Below are 21,356 nucleotides of genomic sequence, written 5' to 3'. Positions count from 1 at the left end.
AACGCATGCAACCTTCCCCCCTTCATCGGTATCTTCTGTCAGTACCCCGTATTCTCCACATTTTAAACCCTCCTGCGTATGTTGAAGAATTTCATCATCATTGCCTTGCGGTCGATGTCGCGGCAGAAAATGTACACCACCATTAATATTGGTGGTTTTGCGCTGGGGCTTGCCACGTGCATGCTCATCTTCCTGTTCATCCGGCACGAGCTAAGCCATGATCAGGCCTACCAGGAGGGGAACCGCATTTATCGGCTCTATAATAATTTTACCAAACCCGATGCCGGCAAATGGACGTCCATGCCTGCCTCGGTGGCGTCTATCGTGAAAGCTGACTATCCTGAGGTCGAGCTTTCCGCGCGGCTTATTCCCTTCAACTGGTTTAAAGCCGGCAGCAACTTGTTCCGCCGCGAAGAGCAGGCGGAGAATACCTTTGAAGAAGGCTTTGCTTACGCCGATCAGGCCCTACTTCAAATTCTGGAAATACCCATGGTCTATGGTAACGCGCTGCATGCGCTGGATCGCCCTAATACCATTGTGATCTCAAAAAGCAAAGCTGACAAATACTTCCCGGGCGAAGACCCCATTGGCCGCACGGTTGTCTTAAATGACGAGCGCAAAGTGCCCTTTACCATTGGCGGGGTGATGCCGGATTTTCCGGCCACATCACACTTGCATTTTGACTTCCTGATCACGCTGCAAGACGTTGAATTCTGGCCCGGCGAGCAAACGAGCTGGTGTTGCTGGAACTACGATGTATACCTGCGCCTGCGCCCCGATGCCGACCCGCATGTCTTAGAACAAAAGCTGACCAGTATGCGCGATAAGCACTTGCTGGGTTATATGAAGGAGGTGGGCGACCAATCTATCGACGACGTACGCAAGTATCATCACTTCGGCCTGCTGCCTGTACGCGATATATACCTGACCGCCGAAATCAACGACTCCCTTCAGCATGGCGATATGCGGTACGTTTGGCTGTTTGGAGCCGTGGCGTGTTTTATCCTCGCGTTGGCGTGTATCAACTTTATCAATCTTTCGACGGCCCGGTCGGCCAATCGTGCAAAGGAAGTGGGACTGCGCAAAGTTGTCGGCTCATTGCGTTTTCACCTGGTCCGACAATTCCTGATGGAGTCGTTGCTCTATAGTCTCATCTCCTTTGTCATTGCCTTGCTGCTGGTATGGATGGCATTACCCTCTTTCAGCGCTCTGGCCGGTCGTACGCTCGCCATGCCGTGGACAGCCTGGTGGTTGGTGCCAATGGTCTTGCTTGCTGCGGTACTGATCGGCGTGGTCGCCGGTATATATCCTTCGTTTTACCTGTCGGCTTTCAAGCCGATCGATGTATTGAAAGGCAGCGTGAGCCGCGGCAGCCGCAGCGCCGGACTGCGCAACGGATTGGTGGTCTTTCAATTCACCACCTCGATGGTCTTGATCATCGGCACGTTTATCATCTACCGGCAGATGAATTATATGCTGCACACCAGGATCGGGTTTAGCAAAGATCAGGTCATCATGATCCAGGGCACCAACACGTTGACCACAGAGGGACTCAAAACGCTGAAAGACGAAGTATTAACCTTGTCCGGAGTGCAGCATGCCACTACCGGCAATTATCTGCCCGTAGCGGGATCACACCGCGATCAGAATTCATTCTGGAAAGAAGGGCGCTCCAAGATCGACAAAGGTGTTTCCGCACAGCGTTGGTTTGTAGACCCCGACTATTTGGCCACCATGGATATGAAACTGCTACAGGGCCGGAACTTCGATGTACAGATCGCCTCCGATTCCCAGGCAGTCATCATTAATCAGGCCATGGCCCGCGAGCTGGGCTTACAAAACCCGCTTGGCGAGCACATTCAGAATTGGGAAACATTTACCGTGATCGGCGTAGTCGAAGACTTTCACTTCGAATCCATGAAAAGTAAGATCAATCCTTTGTGCATGACGTTGGGCAGTGGCGGCTCGGTCATGGCCGTCAAGACACAAACAGCCGACATGCAGGGTATACTGAAAGCAATTCAGGATAAATGGGACGTGGCCATGCCCAACCAACCTTTCCGGTATACCTTCCTCGACGAAAGCTACGCCAGGCTCTACGAAGATGTGCAGCGCATGGGGAGTGTGTTTGCAAGCTTCGCCGTGCTGGCTGTCATCGTTGCCTGTCTGGGATTGTTCGCACTTTCATCCTTTATAGTTGAACAACGTAGTAAGGAGATCAGTATTCGGATGGTGTTGGGTGCCTCTGTCAATACCATCCTGCGCCTGCTGACGCAGAGCTTTGTACGCCTGGTATTGATCTCGTTTGCCTTGGCTACTCCGCTGGCCTGGTACCTCATGCAGCGATGGCTGGACGACTACTCTTACCGCATCGAGCTCACGTGGGATGTATTCGCCCTGGCGGGCGTCGCAGCGCTCGCGATTGCCTTGTTAACAATTAGTTACCAATCAATCAAAGCCGCGTTGGCAAATCCGGCTACGCGGTTACGATCGGAGTAAAAGAAGAAGGGGCTTCAAAGCCCCTTCTTAAATGCGTTCACAATAGCGTCTACTGGTTGATATAGCAACGTTTCATTGACCATAAGCATCGCGCGGTTGTCGCCGTCGGGTATAGGCATCAGGATGTTCGATTCGCGCAGGGTGTCTCTTAACTTTTTACGGTCTATCTTTTTATCCAGGTCAAGCGTATAAATGTTCGTTCCCCCGTCAAGCGCGCCAATCTTTACACCTGGTAATTTATTCAACGCTGCAAAGATTACTTTGGACGCCTGAATGGCATTTTGCAAACGGGTTTCAAAACCTTCCATGCGGTGTAATGCCATGGCGGCATTCGCCCAGTTGCCATACATGGCACCGCCGTGTACTTTCACCAGGTGGGCCATCTTGTCTATGACCTCGCGCGGACCGCACAGCATAGCGCCGGCTGCCGCGCCAAAGTATTTGTAGAGTGAAATGTATACCGTATCAAAATAAGAGGCATATTCTTTAATCGATACACCTGTCCAGCCGGAGGCCAGAAAGATACGTGCACCGTCGAGATGCAGGCCGATGTTGTTGCTGCGACAATAGGCGCTGATCTTTTTTATTTCTTCCAACGGCACCACCCGACCGTCGGCACGGCGTACGGGGTTTTCAATTGACACCGCTCCTACATTTGTTTTGAATACCTCCGCCTCCTTTAATGCCGCAATACCTTCTGCTAATTGTTGCCCGGTGAAGTATGCCGCGTCTTTCGCCAGCGGCACAAGCCGTTTGCTAAAGATCGTTTGGGCAGCGTCGCTTTCGTCCCGGAACACATGGCTGGTCTCCTGTACGATCACTTTGGTATTTTCACCACTCAGCACCGAGATGGCCAGTTGGTTCGACATCGTACCACTGGGCATAAAGATGGCTTTTTCCTTGCCCGTTATCTCGGTAAACTTTTTTTCCAGCGCTTCAATAGACCCACCCATGCCATACCGGTCGCGGCCAATGCCGGTAGTCGCCTGAAACTTTTGCAGCTCGGCCAAATAGTCAACAGGCTCAAACATTTCGCCGTCGCCAAAGAATTTCACCGCTGGCCCCGTCGGCGCAGCAGGTTGAGTGTGCCCCATGCTCGTCGCCAAGACCGACGATACGGGAATCATGGCCGGCAGCAATGCCGCGCCGGATGTCTTTAGGAATTTTCTTCTGTCCAGGTTCATGGGATAGGTGTGTTACAACCGCTGTAAGATAGGTACGTGACAAGGGATCCACAATACTATTCGCTGCGCAACACCTCCGCGGGAAGGGTCATACGATACGAATAACAAGATCATCAAGCTTACCTCCTACCCAATATTCACGCCATGAATAAATGACCCTACGGGACCCCTGGGGGCCTTAGCCAGTCGCCGGACGCCCATCGGCGGACGGAAGTGTCCGCTGGCGGATGATACCAGCGTTGTCTATTTCACCCAATACCCGTTGGCCCCACCCCCCTGGAATACAAGATCCCTGTGTAACATATGTTTTCCTAACAGGCTCTCGCCGCTACCTTTTGTCAGATCATATGCGTACACCAACGTGTCATACTCCGCAAACGTTGTATACATGCGATTTTTCTCATCCACTGCATAGTACCTACCGGGGAACGAAATAAATTCTCCTTTTTTACTTACAAGATTTATTACCCCGTCAAATTCGCCACATTGTATCGCCATGAACATTTTCGGAATGGGTTGCGGATCAGGGATCCAGACGCCAGCTTCGCTCTCCAATGGCCCTATATATTTTTCGGTAATGCTATCGCCCACAAGGCATCTCATCCAAACGTCTCCGGTATTTTCTAAACTCGATCCTGTATTAAGGCAAATGATCAATACGACCCGGAAGGAATCTACTTCGATGGTATCATAGTTGATATTATACCTATCGGAAGGATATTTCACGAGCGAGAACTTGCCTTCCCAACGCTCCTCCACGGGAGCTACGGCTGCCTGTTGGTGCAGCCAATACACGGCGTTCCCTATAGTGATCAATGTACCGATCACTATCACAACCAGTATACCCGCCACAATCTTAAGTACTATACTGGAACTGCTTAAAACAGCCCTGCATCCGTAGACAACCACCGCCAGCACGATAAAGACAACGACCAGGAACAGCGTCTTGGTTAAGACAAAATACGTGTCATGAAGTTGTATGTCGACCGGCTGGCCATCCCATAACGCTTCTCCAAAAACCAGGATTCCGGTAATTAACGTCGACAGCAGGATGGCGCCAGCCCAGTATAGTTCTTTTCTTTTATCGAATCCCATTGACATTTATCGTTCAGGAATGCACATAAGCGGCTTAAAGTAGAAAAAATCATACGGCAATACAACAGACCGCCAGGTTCACTATATTTGGGTTCCTACAGTATGTATGGTACAACCTACCCGTAACTCCCCGCCACGGAACTTTGCGCACAAAGTTCTCGGCACCCTTAGCCTTCAACGCTCTTGGTTTAAGAAATTTACAAAAGCCATCTGGATCCTGCTCATAAGTTTTATCGTGGCGGTGCCGCTGTACTTTTATGTGGTTAGTATCAACTTGTTCGGCCTTTTTGGCGAGATGCCCAGCCTCCGGGCTATTGAAAATCCGGAGAATGATCTCTCTTCCGAGGTTATCTCTGCCGACGGCGTATCGCTGGGGCGTTACTTCCGTTATAACAGAAGTCAGGTAACGTACGAGCAGCTTGCACCCGTACTGGTTAAAACCCTGATAGAGTCTGAAGACCACCGTTTCCATAACCATTCCGGCATCGACTTCTGGGCCTATCCACGGGTAATCTTTGGTGCGTTAACCTTTAACCTCCAGGGCGGCGGCAGCACGTTGACCCAGCAGCTTGCCAAGAACCTCTATACGCTCGACCTCGACGGGCCGTTGGCGAAGGCCGGTAAACTACCACAACGGCTCATTCAAAAATCCAAGGAGTTAATTATCGCCATCCAGCTCGAACGTAATTATACGAAAAACGAAATTCTGACGATGTACTTAAACACCGTCGAGTTTAGTAGCAATGCGTATGGCATTAAGGTTGCGAGTGAAACATATTTTAATAAACCTCCGTCAAAACTCAACCAGCAGGAAGCGGCCGTGCTGGTAGGGATGTGCCAGAATCCCGATTATTTTAATCCTCATTATCACGCAGACCGATCGCTTCGCAAACGAAACGAAGTGTTATACAAACTTTACACACGTGGACATATCGCGAAAATCCGTTACGATTCGCTGAAAGCGTTGCCGCTCGACTTGAAGTATTCCGTGCAAAACCAAAACAAAGGCATGGCAACTTATTTTCGTAGTGTTCTTTATCCAGAGCTTAGTGCGTGGTGCAAGGAACATGGCTATGATATACGCGATGCCGGATTGAAGATCCATACCACGATCGATAGCCGCCTGCAGCGCGATGCCGAAGACGCGGTGGCTGACCACATGGCTGGCCTACAGCAACAATTCAACCGGGAGTGGCGCCAACGCGGTCTTAACCCCTGGGTAGACCCTCGTACGGGGCAGGAAATAAAAGGCTACCTGGAGGCCAAGATCAAACGCACCGATGCGTATCGCAACCTGGTGAAACACTACGGCGCCGATTCCGATTCGGTGGGCATCCTGTTACGTGCTAAAAAGCCCATGACCGTCTTTACCTACCACGGCGAACGCGACACACTCTTCAGCTCCATGGATTCGCTGGCGTACTATAACCGGTTCCTGCAAACCGGACTGATGTCAATGGACCCGCGCACCGGCGCGATCAAAGCGTGGGTGGGCGGCATCTCGCACAAATATTTCAAATATGACCACGTACGCCAGGGCACACGTCAACCCGGCTCTACGTTCAAGCCCTTTGTTTACGGCACCGCCATCGAAGCGGGCTTTAGTCCCTGCCAGGAATTTGCAGACATATCGCCCACCATCCGCCTCGCCGACGGCACGCCCTGGACACCTGCTAATTCCAACGGATCCCACGGCTCAGGCGACATCATGACCATGCGCCGGGCCATGGCGTTATCCTTGAATTCCATTACCGCACAGGTCATGCAAAAGGTTACGCCGCAAAATGTCGTTTCCTTTGCCCAGCGATTGGGTATCACCAGCAAACTGGACGCGGTACCTTCACTTTGCCTGGGTACGAGTGACGTTACGTTATATGAAATGGTGGCGGCTTACAGTAGCTTTGTCAATCTGGGCATCTACACACAGCCCTTTTATATCACCCGCATAGAAGACAAGAATGGCAACGTATTAGAGAATTTTACACCCAAAACCCGCCAGGTAATGGACGAGCTCACGGCGTACAAAATGATTTATATGCTACGTGGCGGTGTAGAAGAGGTCGATGGCACTTCGGCAGGACTGAGCTACGACCTGAAGGTAGGCAACCAAATCGGAGGAAAGACGGGAACGACTGATAATGCATCCGACGGCTGGTATATTGGCATCACGCACAACCTGGTGACCGGCGTCTGGGTAGGTGGCGATGAGCGCAACATTCACTTCCCTTCCTGGAGTTTTGGTTCAGGTACGCGCAGCGCACGCCCTATTTGGGATAAATATATGACCATGGTCTATCGCGATCGAAACGACGGCTATGACAAAGGTACATTCCGCCAGCCATCCCAAAAGCTGGACATCGAGCTGGACTGCAGCCAGTATATTGATACGCCGACGGAAGAAGGAACTTTCTAACCTCCTACAGCGATCCTGGTATCAGTACGCATAGCGACAATACCCGTTTACCTCCTGCACAATCTTTTCAATGTTGTCCTTGATCGAAAGTGACAAGGCCTCGATAAGCGCCGAGTTGAAATCGGCACGGAGCAATTTTGGGGAGCCGTAACGCATGTCCGGTGTTTGGGGAGCGTGTTGGCTACGAACAACATCTTCTATCAAAATCGTGTCACCCTTCCGCAATCGATAGCGACATTGTGCATAAGCCATGGAGTTACCGATACCTTCTTTTTCATCAAAAGCATAGGCAAAAAGCAAATAGATAAAAGATCCTTTCTTAAAATATTGCCCCTGGGCGCCAATGCTGTCGATCCCTATTTCCAGTACCAGGTCATCCGCAGTACGAGCACTATCCGCAGTAAAAATGCCGCTTCGTGAGCTCTCGGTGATTACGGCCGATTGAACAAACGAGGCTACGTCTTGTTGAATCGAAGCGCTACCAAGCCTGTAGTCAAACTCACTTCCCCACTCGTTATAGATGATCACAGGAATGACGTACGAGCGCGCTGCACGAACAGATCCGGGTCTGTTAAAAGAAGGATCCGTTATTACCGGTCTCACGACCTGCACCTGACAGGCGGACAGCTTCTGATTTTTGGGCGCATCGTGCAGGTATTGCAAGCTGGTTTTCCGACTGGTAAAGTCTTTATAGAAGCGAGTGGAGGAGCCACAAGATGTCGCTCCGAAGGCCATCACCACGAGGCCTGCCAACGGTAGGTATATTTTAACGTCCATAGTTTACGAGGCGAAAACGGGTTTTGGCGATTGCTTTTACGGTCTCGTTCGACGTGCAGTCAAACGCTTGCTGATAGCGGGCCCGAACATCCACCGAGTCGGCTTTAAGTGCATGGAGGCAATCCGTTTTCAGGATCAGCGCCTGACAATCCAGCCCGTCGCCCGGAAATTTTGCTATCATCTGATACGAGGCCAGGTATTTTTTCTCATTTAACAGCCGGATGGAGCGCAACAGGATACGGGTAGGACCATCCTCCACGTAACCGATCTTAGCATCGAATTGCTCCCATTTCCTTTTGTTAATATAGTCGATCAGCTTCGCGTCAGGCACTTTCTGCGCATCGATCAGGAAAAGTTTCTGTTGGATGGGCTGGTTCACCGCTTTCGGGTACGTCTTGTCCGTAACAACCTGGTAGGTAGCCGAAGATCCACAGGCCATACATAGTCCGGTAACGACCAGAAAAAGCATGGCGTTTAGCACACATCGATAGTTCATGCAGGTGATAGAGTTTACACGAAATAAACGAAAACCACGCAGGATTAGTATACATACCTATATTATTTTCTGGCTACGTCCAGGCATCTCCGTTTTTTACAACAGCCGGCAGCCGTCCATCCCCATTTACTTCACTACCGGCAATCATAACGATTTCTTAAAAAAGCTTTTCGGTCGCAAATCCCGATACCGCCTTACCTTTCGGACATGGCCGGACAACATACGTCCGGTTAAACTTCATAGCATGAATCTGAAAATATCGCTGCCCCTGTTCTGGGCAATCCTGCTGTGCGTGACGGCCCACGCGCAAACCGACAAAACCCCTATCAACCACCTGCAAGTGATCGGCTCGCACAACAGCTATAAGAAGGCCATTGATCCGTCCTTGTTTCGTATTCTGCAACAGCGCGACTCCCTGCGCATGACGCGCATTGATTATAGCCACATCAGCATCCTCGAACAACTAGACCTCGGGTTGCTCAACCTCGAGATCGACGTCTATGCCGACGCGCAGGGCGGCCGTTATGCACATCCCAAAGGCCTGGAGTGGGCTCCCGGGCAACCGCCCTTCGACCCGGAAGGTGTCATGCTCAAGCCTGGTTTTAAGATCTTCCACATTCAGGACATCGACTTCCGCAGCCACGCGCTCACGTTTAAGCAGTGCCTGGAGCAGCTCAAACAATGGTCGGACAAACACCCCACCCACTACCCGATCTTCATTACCATGAACGCTAAAGACGAAACGATCGACAAACCGGGCTTTACTGCGCCGGAGAAGTTCACGCCTGCGGTATACGACGCGCTGGACCGCGAGATCCTGGAGTACCTCGGCGCCCGCGATGTCATTACACCCGACCAGGTACGTGGCAAACAAAAGACGCTGGAAGCCGCCGTCCTGAAACAGCAATGGCCTACACTCAAAGAGGCCCAGGGTAAATTTGTCTTCATTCTCGACGAGAACGGCGCCAAGCGTGAGCTGTACGAAGCAGCCCACCCGTCGCTGAAAGGGCGCGTCATGTTCACCAACGCGGAGCCCGGCACGCCCGAGGCGGCCATCCGCATTGTTAACGACGCCAGGGGCAACGTTGCCCTGATCAAAAACCTGGTCGAAAAAGGTTATATCGTACGTACCCGGGCCGACTCGGACACGCAAGAGGCACGGGCCAATGACAAAAGTGCCTTCGAGGCGGCGTTACAATCAGGCGCACAGATCATTACAACGGACTATTACCGCAAAAGCACGCACTTTGACTCGGAATACATCATCACCTTTGAAGGCGGCGGTTTTTCACGGGAGAATCCCCTGTTTACGGGTAAACAGTAACTTTTTTTTGTTTTTTTCACCCAGGTGAAAATTCTTGCGGCAGTAATACGGCATGTTTGCATTGTCAATACGACAACGACTTAACAAACACGCATATGAAACGTACTGCTACCGCCGTTTGGAACGGCAACATCAAAGAAGGTCAGGGCCATATTTCTACGGAAAGCGCTGTCCTGAACAAAACATCCTACTCTGTTGCCAGCCGGTTTGAGAACGGCGTTCTGAAATACAACGGGCAACCGTCCACCAACCCGGAAGAACTGATGGCAGCGGCCCATGCCGGATGTTTTACCATGAAGCTGAACCTGCTGCTGACGACCGCCGGTTTTAACCCCGCTACGCTGGAAACACAGTGCAGTGTAACGCTCGACCCGAAGATTGCTGCCATTACCCAGTCAGCGCTAAAGCTCAAGGCGAGGGTGGCCGGCATTACCAAAGAACGATTTAACGAGATCACGCAAGACGCCAAAGCCAACTGCCCGGTGAGCAAAGCGTATCAAAACAACATGGAGATCACGCTTGAAGCCGAGCTGCTCGCGTAAGTGTCACCTGGCTGTTACCGGATTCGGGGCGCTCATCTTATCTTTGTACCGCCCCCACCGGGTGCACGATTGATATGGATCAGAACAAAGCGTTTCTCACTGAACGGCTAACAGCTTTTTCCGAGCTCACTGCGAACGACATCGCGGTGAGCTTGCCTTTTTGGAAAACCCGCAAGATCAGCAAGGGCGATTTCTTCAACATGCAGAATATCGTCTGCTCCGACCTCGGGTTGGTGATCAAAGGTATCTTCCGCATATACTATATCGACGCCGGGACGCAGGAAGAACGCAATGTTTTTTTCTTTTCTGAAAACCAGTTCATTGTATCTTTCCGCAGCTTCCTGCACCGCATGCCTTGTTACTATTTTATCCAGGCGCTGGAAGACTCTGAAATCATCTCGATTCAGCATCACGATCTGAACTACCTGTATAGCACCTATAAGCCGTGGGAACGTTTCGGCCGCCGGATTGCCGAGCTGTTTTTTGAGTATTCTCAATCAAGCATCGAGGACCAGCTTTTTAGCACCGTAGAAGATCGTTATGTCAAGCTTGTGCAAAACCATCCGCAGCTGGTAGAACGAATCCCCCTCTATCATATCTCTTCTTACCTCAACATCAAGAACCCTTCCCTGAGCCGGATCCGGAAGCGGCTCGAGGCGCGCGACCGCGCACGTGCGAAATCTCGGTAATACCGGGCGATCGCCATACGCTTCTCGTTATCCCCTGGCTGTTCGTAAGCGTTGCCGACGACACTCCTGCGGGAACGGGAACCTTGCGCGTCGATGCTGACAAGTAACCACTGCCGTAGTACAGTTCCTGGCGTTGGCGTTTGCCGGAAGGCCATGCAAATTCAATGGCAACATCGAGCGACGCGGGCGTGATCCAGTCGGTTCGCGAGGCTACCGGCGTAAAAACCCGCAGACTATCCCGATTGGCCGTGGCTAACCAATTCGAGGCACCGTTTGCACCGGCCAGCAACGCCAGGCTCTTCGCATCGCTGTTTATAAAGAACCCCGAACGTGTTGCCGGCAGCGCGTGAAATGCGCCGTGACCATCCCCCAACAGGCAGAGGCCAATACCAGCATCGTAGTGTCCCACCAGCGGATCGATGGCGTAGCAGTTACCAATGCCCAACAGGTCGAGATGGCCGTCGTGGTTGATGTCCGTTGCCTGCAGGCCGTTAAGAGGGGCCGTTTGCGCCTCCACCGGCAGGGAACGTATAGCAAACCGGCCATCGCCCAGGTTCTCCACGTAGGACGACGTCAGGGTGGTTGCCTGAAGGACCAATGCACCTTCCAACTGTTCCGCCGGCAGCAGGTCAGCGCGCGTAGCCGCACCGTAGATACTATACCGTGTCAGGTTGCGTTTGTAGCGTACGATCTGGTCCGTCAGGGTTTCGCGTGGGTGGGTAAGGTGCTCCCGACCGTTGATATAGCGCGACATCAGCGGGTCGAAGGAGCCACTGCCATCGAAGTCCTTCGCATAGATCGAAACGGGTTCCCGTGCCGACGCTTCAAACAACGTATTCAACCCCACGTTGCCCGCGATATAATCCGTGTCGCCATCGTGATCAAAATCACCGCCGGTAATGCTGTTCCACCAGCCGGGCGCTTCGGCAAATGCCTGTGTGAGCGAGCGACCCTGGTCGTTGCGATAGAAGGTAATGGGCATCCACTCTCCTACTACGGCCAGGTCAATCCAGCCGTCGTTATCGAAGTCCGTCCACAAAGCACCTGTGATCATGCCGGCATGTTTCAGGGCGGGCGCCAGTGCGTCAGTGACGTTCGTGAATATACCCTTGCCGTTGTTCAACAAGATCAGGCTTTCCGGTGCGGATGGATACTGCCGCGGCACAATGCGGCCGCCGACGAACAGATCAAGATCGCCGTCGCGGTCAACGTCACACGCCACCACGCAGCTACCGCTGCTGGTTTCGCCGGGCAGGGCGGTGGTATCCGCGCGCAGTATACCGCCTTCGTTGCGATAGAAACGATCCTGATACAAGGTATGCCCGGCACCGAACTCGGTGCTGCCGCTCACGCAGTACAGGTCGTTGTCGCCGTCACCATCGGCATCAAATAATAGCAGGCCGGCATCTTCGTTTCCCTTGCCCGGCAAAGAGTCTGGGCGAAAGGTGCCGTCGCGTTGTTGATGAAAGATACGTGCTGCCCGGCGGGCGGCGCCACACAAGACCACGTCGTCCAGACCGTCGCCATCAATGTCGCCCACCGCTACTGCCGGGCCGGCTTGAGAATATTGCATCGGCAAGGTGGGCGTGGCCTTAAAATCAATATAAGTATCTTCTTCGTGGCGATACTGCAGATGAAGTGATGCCGACACTTCCTGGAAGAACAGCGCGGGCTTTTTATCACCGCGTTCCTTTGCCCGCGTGGCATCTTTGATATCAAGCGTCAGTACCTGGTTCGCAGCCACGCCGGTCAGCACTTGTTCGTAGCCGCCCGGCCACCGTATATGTACCGTGTCGACAACAGTGGTTTCACCCAGGCCAAAGTGTAAGTATGGCTCTACCGTGGATTGATACCCCCGCTGCGGCGCATACTCCCGCACTTGCTGCTGCCCGTGCTGGTGCAGTGTAACGCGCGCGCCAACACCGTTGTGGTTAGCGTCTGAGCCTTTGAGTTGTATCGGCAGATAATGATGGTGCCTCGCATCCTGGTCGACACTGGTGTTTTGGTAGACAAAAGCCCTTTCGTTTATATTGTTTACTACCAGGTCTAAGTCGCCGTCATTGTCCAGGTCGGCATAAGCGGCGCCGTTGCCATAGGCCTCTTGTGTCATGCCCCAGGCCTGCGAAGCGTTGGCAAAGCGCAGGTTACCCTCATTGTGGAATAGAAGGTCGGGCTTGGGTACTCCCTCCAACGCTTCGACGGCTTTCAACGCATGCTTGAGCCGAATGGCGTCGGTGCCAAACTTCGAGGCTTCCTGGCTGTAGGCCATGAAGTCGAGGTTGGTAATGTCTTTGCGATAACCGTTAGTGATCAGCATGTCCTGCCGGCTGTCGTTGTCGAGGTCGGCCATCAGCGCGCTCCAGCTCCAATCCGTAGCATAGATGCCGGCCAGGTAACCAATGTCGCTGAAGGTCCCGTTGCCATTGTTGAGCTGTAACACGTTACGTACATACTGCGGCTGGTAGTGCATGCGTATATTCTGCTGAAACCGGTCATAGCCTGTGCCGGAGAACATCGTCTTCTGCCGCAAGTTATCTTCCGGCATCATGTCCACCACCAGAATATCTTGCAAGCCGTCGTTGTTGATATCGCCAATGTCAGCACCCATGCCGTTATACTCCTGGTGACGTAACGCGGCAGCGATCGTGTTGGTAAACGTGCCGTCGCCGTTGTTGGTATATAGATGATCGTTCGACAGAAAGTCATTGGCCACATAGATGTCGGGATGGCCGTCAAGATTAATATCACTGACAACAATTCCGAGCCCCCACCCTTCTGTGAGGATGCCCGCGGCAGCCGATACGTCAGTAAAATGAGGCAACGTGCCGGGTGTTCCATCATTGCGATATAACTTATCCACGCTCTTGCCCCCACCATCGGTGCGCTGACCGATGGGAGCGTTGCGCGTATAACGCTCGATCGCGTTGGTCAGCAAGTACATATCGAGGTCGCCGTCGCCGTCGTAATCCAGAAAGGCCGCCTGGGTAGAGTAGCTGTGATCGGCCAGGCCAACCTGGGCAGCCACTTCTTCGAAGATCGGTATTCCCTGATCGTTGAGACCTTTGTTGTGAAAAAGCAGGTTGGGCGAGGAATGTTTAGGATCGGGATGGACGGTAGAAATATACACATCCTGCCAGCCATCCTGGTCGATGTCTACAACGGCCACACCGGTACACCAGTGTCGTGTAGCCACGCCTGATAGGGCTGTCACGTCGCGAAATCGCAGGGAACCTCTGTTGAGATACAACCGACTGCTGACCATGTTGCCGGCCAGAAACACATCTGACAAGCCATCGTTGTTAAAATCGCCAATTCCAACGCCTCCGCCGTTATAAATATACTCAAACGTCAGTACGTTGAGCGTATCGTTTTCGGTCAGACGGTTTTCAAAATCAATGCCGGTATAGGCTGCCGGTAGCAACTCAAAACGTTTGGGCTGGCGGCAGCTGATCGCTGCCGCCAGAACCAAACACGCTATCGTGTAGACTTTCCTGTTCATGCCTAACGTTGGAGACCGGGTTAATATCCCAGGTTCTGATCGTCCTGGGTAATGTTGGGGTTATTATTTAATTCGTCCTGTGGCAGCGGCAACAACTCGTACATCGGGGCGTAATACGAAATTGGCTCCGTGGTGAGTTTATCGTCTTTGCGCCAGCGCAGAATATCAAAGTTGCGGACTTCCTCGCCCGCCAGCTCGACCCGACGCTCGTGAATGATCGCCCGCGTGATCTCAGCCTGCGAGTTGACGGGATACTCGGCCGTAGGATACTCCGGCATGTTTACACTCGGCCGGTTGCGGATCTCGTTGAGATAATCAATGGCAGCCTCGGGAGAGCCGACTTCGTTTTCACACTCGGCCAGCATCAGCAACACATCGGCGTAGCGGTACATGCGGTAGTTGATACCGATTTTATCCCAAAATCCTCCGGGGTCGAGTTTGTACATCACCGAGTATTTCTTCCAGCTTACCTTCTGTTCTACACCGTTAAAAATACTTTTGTTACCCTGCACTTTGTCTTCCGTAAGCTCCAGCGGCGCACCGGGGTCGCCGTAGGTATCGCCGATGAAGTAGAAGGTATCTTTCAGGCGCGGGTCGTTGGGCTCGTATTCCGCCAGCAAACTATTGGAAGGAATCAGGTTACGCCACCCCACCGCCGAATATTCCTGCGAGCGAATCCAGGACTCGTTTACTTGTGTGGCGTTCCCGTCGGCATCCCAGTTATAGTTACCACCGGAAGTATATGAAAGCTCAAAGATCGACTCCTGATTATATTCTGTCTCCTCCGTGAAATTATCGAAGTAATTATCGGTAAGCGCATAGCCCAGGTCTTTGATAGCCTCCAGACGGGTTTTGGCATTGGTATAGTCACCATTAAAGATATAGGCCTTTGCCAGTACCATCAGGGCCGCGCCGCGCCCGGCACGTCCGAAATCGTTTTTATTATACTCTTCGGGCAGATCGGGAACAACGGCGTTCAGCTCCGTGTAAACAAAGTTCCAAATCTCGGCAGCGGTACTGCGCGCTTGCGGTTCGGAGTCTTCAAACTGTATCGGCGTGGTGGTATACAGCGGCACACCGCCCCAGAACCCCGCCAGCTGATAATAAGCCCAGGCACGTAAGAAGCGGGATTCGGCAACCAAACGTTTCTTCAGCTCTGCATCGCCGGTAGCATCCGGCGCATTTTGAATGATGGCGTTGGCGCGATGTATCAGGCGGAACATACCGTTGTAGACCGACGTCATAACCGCGTTGGTGGGGCCGTGCGAGCCGATCAGCAGCTGGTTGCGCGGCGTCTCTAACTGGCCGCCACCGGCAGTCACGTCGTCCGAGCGCAAGTCGTGCAGAAAAAAGTATTCCCGCCCACCCAGGTTGTTACTTTGCAAGATAGCGTAGGCGCCCGTGAGGGCACGCGAAAGCTCGTCTACGGTACGATAATAATTATCGACCTGCACATAGTTCTCGCTCTTTTTATCGAGGGCCGAATCGCCGCAGGCATTTGCCAGCAACGCCGCGGTGGCCGTGAACAGTATAGTTGTGATGTTGATTCTCATAATGCTGTTTCTTTATCGATCCGTTAAAAACCTAACTGTATACCGGCCATCACCGTGCGGGGCGAAGGAAACTGACCGTAATCGATGCCGTTGATCAGCGTATTGCCCGTCGTGTTCTGATAGCGGTTGCCGATCTCGGGGTCATAGCCCGTGTAGTCGGTAATCGTAAACAGGTTTTGTGCCGACACATACACACGAAGTTTCTTGAGCGTGCCGCGTGTCATATCCTGTGCCAGCGTCCCGGGCAAGCTATAGCCAAGGCTGATATTCTTCATCCGCAAGAAGGAGCCGTCTTCCACAAAGCGATTGGAGGTGCGTGAGTTCTGATTCGGATCGCCGCTCACCGCGCGGGGTACATCGGTATTCCGGTTTGTCTCTGTCCAGGCATTGTTCACCGCCGTGCCGGCGCCAAACAACCGCAGCATACCTTGTTCCAGTACCTTCGTACCGTTGTAGATGGAGTTGCCTTGTACACCTTGCAAGAAAATGGCCAGGTCGAAGTTGCGGAAGTTGGCCGAGAGGTTTACACCGTAGGTAAAATCGGGCAGGTAGTTGCCCAGGCTCGTCTGATCGGAGGCATCGATCACGCCGTCGCCGTTGATGTCCTTGAAGCGGATGTCGCCCGGGGCAGCGTTGTTTTGATATTTAGTGGTGGGATCACCATCCAATGCGTTGGCCGCCTGAATCTCTTCCGTATTTTGAAAGATGCCATCCGTCTGATAGCCGTAAAACTCCTGGATCGGGCGTCCTGCCACGGTGCGGGCTATATTAAAGCCGCCAAAGTCGGCATTGTTACCGCTAAAGAGCGCCGCGTTGGGAGTATTGAGGCTCTTCACTTCATTGCGGATGATACCCACGTTGGCGCCCAGGTTAAATGTCAGCGCTCCCACCGCCCGCGTGTAGCCCACGGAAAATTCACTCCCCCAGTTCTTCATTTTTGCCACGTTCATTTTGGTGGGCGCCGTGAAGCCGAGCGAGGGGGTGGCGTTTACGTCAAGCAACAGATCGTCGGTATTCCGCACAAAATACTCAACCGAAAAGGTCAGCGCATTGGCAAACAACCCTACATCGATACCGTAGTTGATCATGTTGGTTTTCTCCCACGTGAGGTTGGGATTTGACAGGCGCTCGTAGTACGAACCGGGCGTAGCCGTGTTGTTAAAATCATAGGCCGTATTGGAGCTGATGAAAGACTGGTACTCATACGAACCCACGCTGGAAATAGAACCCAGCGAGCCATAGCTGGCACGCACCTTCAATTCCGATATTGCCGGCACAGACTGTAAGAAAGCTTCTTCGCTCAGGCGCCATCCCACCGACACACCGGGAAAGCTTCCCCACCGGTTATCGGGTGAAAAGCCGGAGTAGCCATCGCGACGCAGCGACGCGCTCAACAGGTATTTTGATTTATACTCATAGTTCACACGCCCCAGGAACGACAGCAGCACATTCTCATTCAGGTTACCACTCACGGCGGGGTTGGCCGTTCCGTCCATCTGACCAATGTCGTTGCGGGCATGCTGAGCGGAGCTGTTGAGCACCTGTATGGCGTTGTCCTGACGCTCGGCCACCGCGACAACATTGAGCGTATGCGCACCGATAACTTTATCGAACGTCAACTGGTTGGAATAATACGGCGATAGCGTCGTTGTGCGGTTGTCCACAATGTTGTGCGTCGTGCGCCCGTTGAAGCTGTCACTATAAATAGGCAGGTCTTCGGTATGGCGTACGACAGAGTAGTTCAACCCGGCGGTAAAGCGGTAATGCAGACCATCGACAATGCGGGCGTCAATATAGGCGCGGCCGATCAGGTTCATGACATTGTCCTTGTTGACGTCCATCGTGGCAATGCGTACCGGGTTCTCGGGGTCAGAGCCGTCGTTGCCACTCGGCGCGCGGAAGCCGCCCGCCAGCGTCGGATCGTGTATCGGGATATAGGGCACCGAGCGGATAAGATGCTGCACCATGGTGCGGGCACCGCTCTCGGGTTGGTTCTGGATGGTTGCCGTCGAGATACTCACATTTTCGCCGAAGGTAAAACGGTCGTTGATGCGCGTCTCGTAGTTCAGACGCAAGCTGTAACGGTCGAAGTCGGTGCCGAGCATGATACCCTCCTGCTGGAACCGGCTGACGGAAGTATACAATTTAGACTTCTCCGTCCCGGTCGACAACGACACCTGCACCTGCGAGATGGGGGCCGTGCGGAACATCGCGTCCTGCCAGTCGGTGTTGGTCTGCCGGTAAGTTTGCGTGGCGCCGGTATAGACCGGATCATCCATCGCCGAGAATCGTTTCGGCAATTCACTGCCAGCATTTGTCAGCAGGGTCGTGCCGTACCTGACATAATCGTCCGTACCCAACAAGTCGAGCTGGCGCCAGGCCTTTTGTACGCCATAATAAGCGTCTACATCGATGTGTACCTTGTTATCACGGGCACCGCTTTTGGTGGTAATGATAATGACACCATTGGCCGCACGCGATCCATAGATAGCGGACGCCGCGGCATCTTTCAGTACCTCTACCGATTCAATGTCTTTGGTATCGATGTTATTCAGGTTTCCGGCTTGCGGAAAACCGTCAATTACATAGAGCGGTTGAGACGACCCGGTAATCGATCCGATACCACGAATGCGAACGGATGGCGTTGTACCCGGGCTGCCATTGTTGGTTACTTGTACACCGGGCACGCGGCCCTGGATGGCGGCATCCACACCCGCGACGGGTAAGGCGGCGACCTCATTCGAAGAAACCGTCGTCACAGCACCGGTAACGGACGAGCGCCGTTGCGTGCCGTACCCCACCACTACTATTTCATTGAGTTGCTGTACATCGGGTTGTAATACAATGTTCAGGCTTGTTTGTGTACCGACGGTAATTTCCTGCGACACATAGCCAATAAACGTAATGACCAGTACCGCACTTCCATCCGGTACGGACAGCGTGAAGCGACCCTCGGTATCGGTCGTCACCCCTTGCGCCGTTCCTTTCAGCAGAATATTTACACCGGGCAGCGGACTACCGGCGTCGTCCGTTACTTTGCCGCTCACAAGGATATCAGCAAAGGCGGCCGCCAGCGCTTCCGTCGTGCTCACGGATGCTACCGGGGAAAGAAATATATCAGTGGCGCTTTCTGCATTGGCTTGCGCAAGTTGCGCGTCGGCCGCAGGGCGTGTACGCGCTTTGGGAAAGATGGAATACGTACGACTGTTGATCTTTTTGTATTTTAATCCCAACGGGTCCAGTACGTATGATAATACATGTTCTATTTTTTCGCGGGGTGGGATCGTTCCTGAAAATTGTTTTCCTTCTACCGCAGCAGGCTCGTAAATGAATGTGATGGCAAAATGGTCGCGAATTTCTTCCAGCACATCTGGTAGCGGTCGGGTACCGGTTCTGCGTTCTGCCTGTGCCAGCATGCTGTCCTGCGCCGGTAGCAGCAGCGGCAGCAGTATCAGTACCAGCATGCTGCAAAGCATTCGTATGGCGTTATAGTTGTAGCGATATAACATATTGGGTTTGGTTTTGGGTTAAATTGATATAGTTGATTGTTAGTATCTTATGGTGATGATATTGTCACATGCTGGCCCTCGCGGTGTACTTCGAGGTTGAAGGTCTCGGCAATGGCATATAAGACATCCTCTACCGTCGCCGATGATATCTCGCCGGAGAGCTCACGGTGCTCCAGTCTCGGGCCGACAAACGTGACCTCTAATCCATAGGTGTCGTGTAATAGTGTCGCCACTTCGGCCAACGGTGTGCGGTCGAATACTAATGTCTGGTGCAACCACGATGTGTATCGACGCTCTTCCACCGGGTGAGTCGACACTGTCGTGCCCACGACGGAGGCAAGCTCGCCGGGGCGAAGGTATACCGGGGCACCGGTGCCGTTCACGACTTCGAGTTTAACTTTGCCTTCCGTCAGCATCACTTCCGACCGCTCCGCGCGGCTTCGCACATTGAATTTTGTACCCAGCACTTCGACATTCAATTCCTGGGAAGTATGCACAATGAACTTTGTATCGAACTCGGTGTGACGCACCGCAAAAAAGGCTTCTCCGTCTATCCAGACCTCTCTTTCCCCATTTTTCTTCCAATCGGTTGCATACCGCAACGACGAGTTTCCGTTAAGGGTCACCTGCGAGCTGTCGGGCAGCGTAACGCTGATCCGTTCGCCGGGTAGACTATAAACAGTAGTCATGGCGTTTATCTTCCAGTACAATACCACCGTGACCGCCAACAGCAACAACACCGCAGCCGCCATGCGATAGGCCTGCGCAGTATATATCCACGGACGTGCGGGTTGCTCCAACCGTGTGATTTGCCGACGCGTTTCCGCGAACATCGTTTCTTTTAAGAGCGTTCGATCTTCTGGTGACAGGCTGTCCAGGTAGGAAGTATCTTCCATGGCCTGCTGCCAGAAATCTTCAAGTTGTTGGCGCTCATGCGGCAATAGCGTTCCTGCCCGATGCCGTCGAATCAGGTCCCCAAGAGGGTAATAGTCCATTTTACTATAAGGTTTCTATCTGTATGAAGGTTGTGGGGGCTCGACACCCTAAATCGATTGCAATATTTTTTACATCGATTACATTTTTTTATAACTTCCCTACACCAACACCTAACCCAATATGTTCAGCACCCGGAAGGAAGGCATGACCGATGTGGAATTTGCGGAGATCTACGAACTCTTCTGGGCGAAGCTTTATGGCGTTGCCTACAACTATTTCCGGGACAGAACCACGGCACAAGAACTGGTACAGGATGTTTTTGTACACCTCTGGATGAAGCGCACCGAGCTCAGCCATGTACAAGACCTGCCGGCATACCTGTTCCGTTGTATGCGGAACAAGATCTACGATCAATATGACTCGCTGGCCAGTCGCGAAAAGCTGATACGCTCCGCCACGCATAGCTATCGCGAAGAAGTATATGCGACAGATGAAACACTGGCCTACGAAGAGACGCTCGACCTTCTGAACCAGGAGCTTGCCAAACTTCCGCCCACGACCCAAACCATCTTTAGGTTAAGCCGTTTTGACCGCTATACCAACGAGGAGATCGCCAAGCGCATGCAGGTGTCGGCCAAAGCCGTGGAATATCACATTACCATCGCGCTGAAAAAGCTACGGATCAAGCTGGACCGGGTAGTTTATATTATTATAGCCATTCTGACATCGGGTAATAGCTGATGATGGGGTCTCGCACTATAAAAAAATATATAGCAAGGGTACTTTCACCCGTAAACGGGTAAATTATTTCTATATCTTTGAGGTTGCGTTTGCCAACCA

14 protein-coding genes are annotated in these 21,356 nt (G+C 52.7%); 6 read left to right on the top strand and 8 right to left on the bottom strand.

Annotated elements, in window-relative coordinates; translation table 11 throughout:
* Positions 1–78: 78 nt before the first annotated feature.
* Positions 79–2,499: an ABC transporter permease gene (locus K7P01_RS23210; protein ID WP_267296974.1), complete on the top strand. Its 2,421-nt coding sequence runs from the start codon at positions 79–81 to the stop codon at positions 2,497–2,499.
* 14 nt (positions 2,500–2,513) lie between these two features.
* Here the strand turns inward: K7P01_RS23210 and K7P01_RS23205 are convergent, their stop codons facing one another.
* Together K7P01_RS23205 and K7P01_RS23200 are read right to left on the bottom strand one after the other, a co-directional pair.
* Positions 2,514–3,683, bottom strand: coding sequence for a threonine aldolase family protein (locus K7P01_RS23205; protein WP_267296973.1), 1,170 nt, complete (start codon positions 3,681–3,683; stop codon positions 2,514–2,516).
* Between the two features lie 243 nt (positions 3,684–3,926).
* A complete protein-coding gene (locus tag K7P01_RS23200; protein WP_267296972.1) occupies positions 3,927–4,778 on the bottom strand; it encodes a hypothetical protein in 852 nt (283 codons plus the stop codon).
* A gap of 106 nt (positions 4,779–4,884) precedes the next feature.
* Between K7P01_RS23200 and K7P01_RS23195 the strand changes: the two genes are divergently transcribed.
* Positions 4,885–7,191: a transglycosylase domain-containing protein gene (locus tag K7P01_RS23195; protein WP_267296971.1), complete on the top strand. Its 2,307-nt coding sequence runs from the start codon at positions 4,885–4,887 to the stop codon at positions 7,189–7,191.
* Positions 7,192–7,212: 21 nt separating this feature from the next.
* On the opposite strand, the gene K7P01_RS23190 is transcribed toward K7P01_RS23195, so the two are convergent.
* Both K7P01_RS23190 and K7P01_RS23185 read right to left on the bottom strand, forming a co-directional pair.
* Complete coding sequence (locus K7P01_RS23190; protein WP_267296970.1) at positions 7,213–7,968, bottom strand: hypothetical protein; 756 nt, start codon at positions 7,966–7,968, stop codon at positions 7,213–7,215.
* A complete protein-coding gene (locus K7P01_RS23185; RefSeq protein ID WP_267296969.1) occupies positions 7,958–8,464 on the bottom strand; it encodes a hypothetical protein in 507 nt (168 codons plus the stop codon). Before K7P01_RS23185 ends, K7P01_RS23190 begins: the two co-directional genes overlap by 11 nt.
* 244 nt (positions 8,465–8,708) lie before the next feature.
* Here K7P01_RS23185 and K7P01_RS23180 point away from each other — a divergent pair, with 244 nt between their 5' ends.
* The 3 genes from K7P01_RS23180 (at position 8,709) to K7P01_RS23170 (ending at position 11,019) form a co-directional block, all read left to right on the top strand.
* Positions 8,709–9,788: a phosphatidylinositol-specific phospholipase C1-like protein gene (locus K7P01_RS23180; RefSeq protein WP_267296968.1), complete on the top strand. Its 1,080-nt coding sequence runs from the start codon at positions 8,709–8,711 to the stop codon at positions 9,786–9,788.
* Between the two features lie 95 nt (positions 9,789–9,883).
* On the top strand, positions 9,884–10,330 hold the full coding sequence (locus K7P01_RS23175) for an OsmC family peroxiredoxin (RefSeq protein ID WP_267296967.1): 447 nt from the start codon (positions 9,884–9,886) through the stop codon (positions 10,328–10,330).
* A 74-nt stretch (positions 10,331–10,404) separates the two neighbouring features.
* Complete coding sequence (locus K7P01_RS23170; protein ID WP_267296966.1) at positions 10,405–11,019, top strand: Crp/Fnr family transcriptional regulator; 615 nt, start codon at positions 10,405–10,407, stop codon at positions 11,017–11,019.
* Here the strand turns inward: K7P01_RS23170 and K7P01_RS23165 are convergent.
* From K7P01_RS23165 to K7P01_RS23150, 4 genes are read right to left on the bottom strand one after another with little or no spacing between them, the layout of a single operon-like run.
* Positions 10,946–14,518, bottom strand: a complete 3,573-nt coding sequence (locus K7P01_RS23165) for a VCBS repeat-containing protein (protein WP_267296965.1) — start codon at positions 14,516–14,518, stop codon at positions 10,946–10,948. The genes K7P01_RS23170 and K7P01_RS23165 overlap by 74 nt on opposite strands.
* Positions 14,519–14,538: 20 nt before the next feature.
* The gene (locus K7P01_RS23160) at positions 14,539–16,071 is read right to left on the bottom strand and encodes a RagB/SusD family nutrient uptake outer membrane protein (RefSeq protein ID WP_267296964.1); all 1,533 of its coding nucleotides are present in this window, start codon (positions 16,069–16,071) and stop codon (positions 14,539–14,541) included.
* A gap of 23 nt (positions 16,072–16,094) precedes the next feature.
* On the bottom strand, positions 16,095–19,580 hold the full coding sequence (locus K7P01_RS23155; protein ID WP_267296963.1) for a SusC/RagA family TonB-linked outer membrane protein: 3,486 nt from the start codon (positions 19,578–19,580) through the stop codon (positions 16,095–16,097).
* Positions 19,581–19,627: 47 nt separating this feature from the next.
* Complete coding sequence (locus K7P01_RS23150) at positions 19,628–20,575, bottom strand: FecR family protein (RefSeq protein ID WP_267296962.1); 948 nt, start codon at positions 20,573–20,575, stop codon at positions 19,628–19,630.
* A gap of 121 nt (positions 20,576–20,696) precedes the next feature.
* Between K7P01_RS23150 and K7P01_RS23145 the strand changes: the two genes are divergently transcribed.
* The gene (locus K7P01_RS23145) at positions 20,697–21,257 is read left to right on the top strand and encodes an RNA polymerase sigma-70 factor (RefSeq protein ID WP_267296961.1); all 561 of its coding nucleotides are present in this window, start codon (positions 20,697–20,699) and stop codon (positions 21,255–21,257) included.
* Positions 21,258–21,356: the final 99 nt, after the last annotated feature.

It is taken from the genome of Parachryseolinea silvisoli (assembly GCF_021190955.1).
Taxonomy (GTDB): domain Bacteria; phylum Bacteroidota; class Bacteroidia; order Cytophagales; family Cyclobacteriaceae; genus Ohtaekwangia; species Ohtaekwangia silvisoli.
This window is presented reverse-complemented; position numbering and strand designations above follow the sequence as displayed.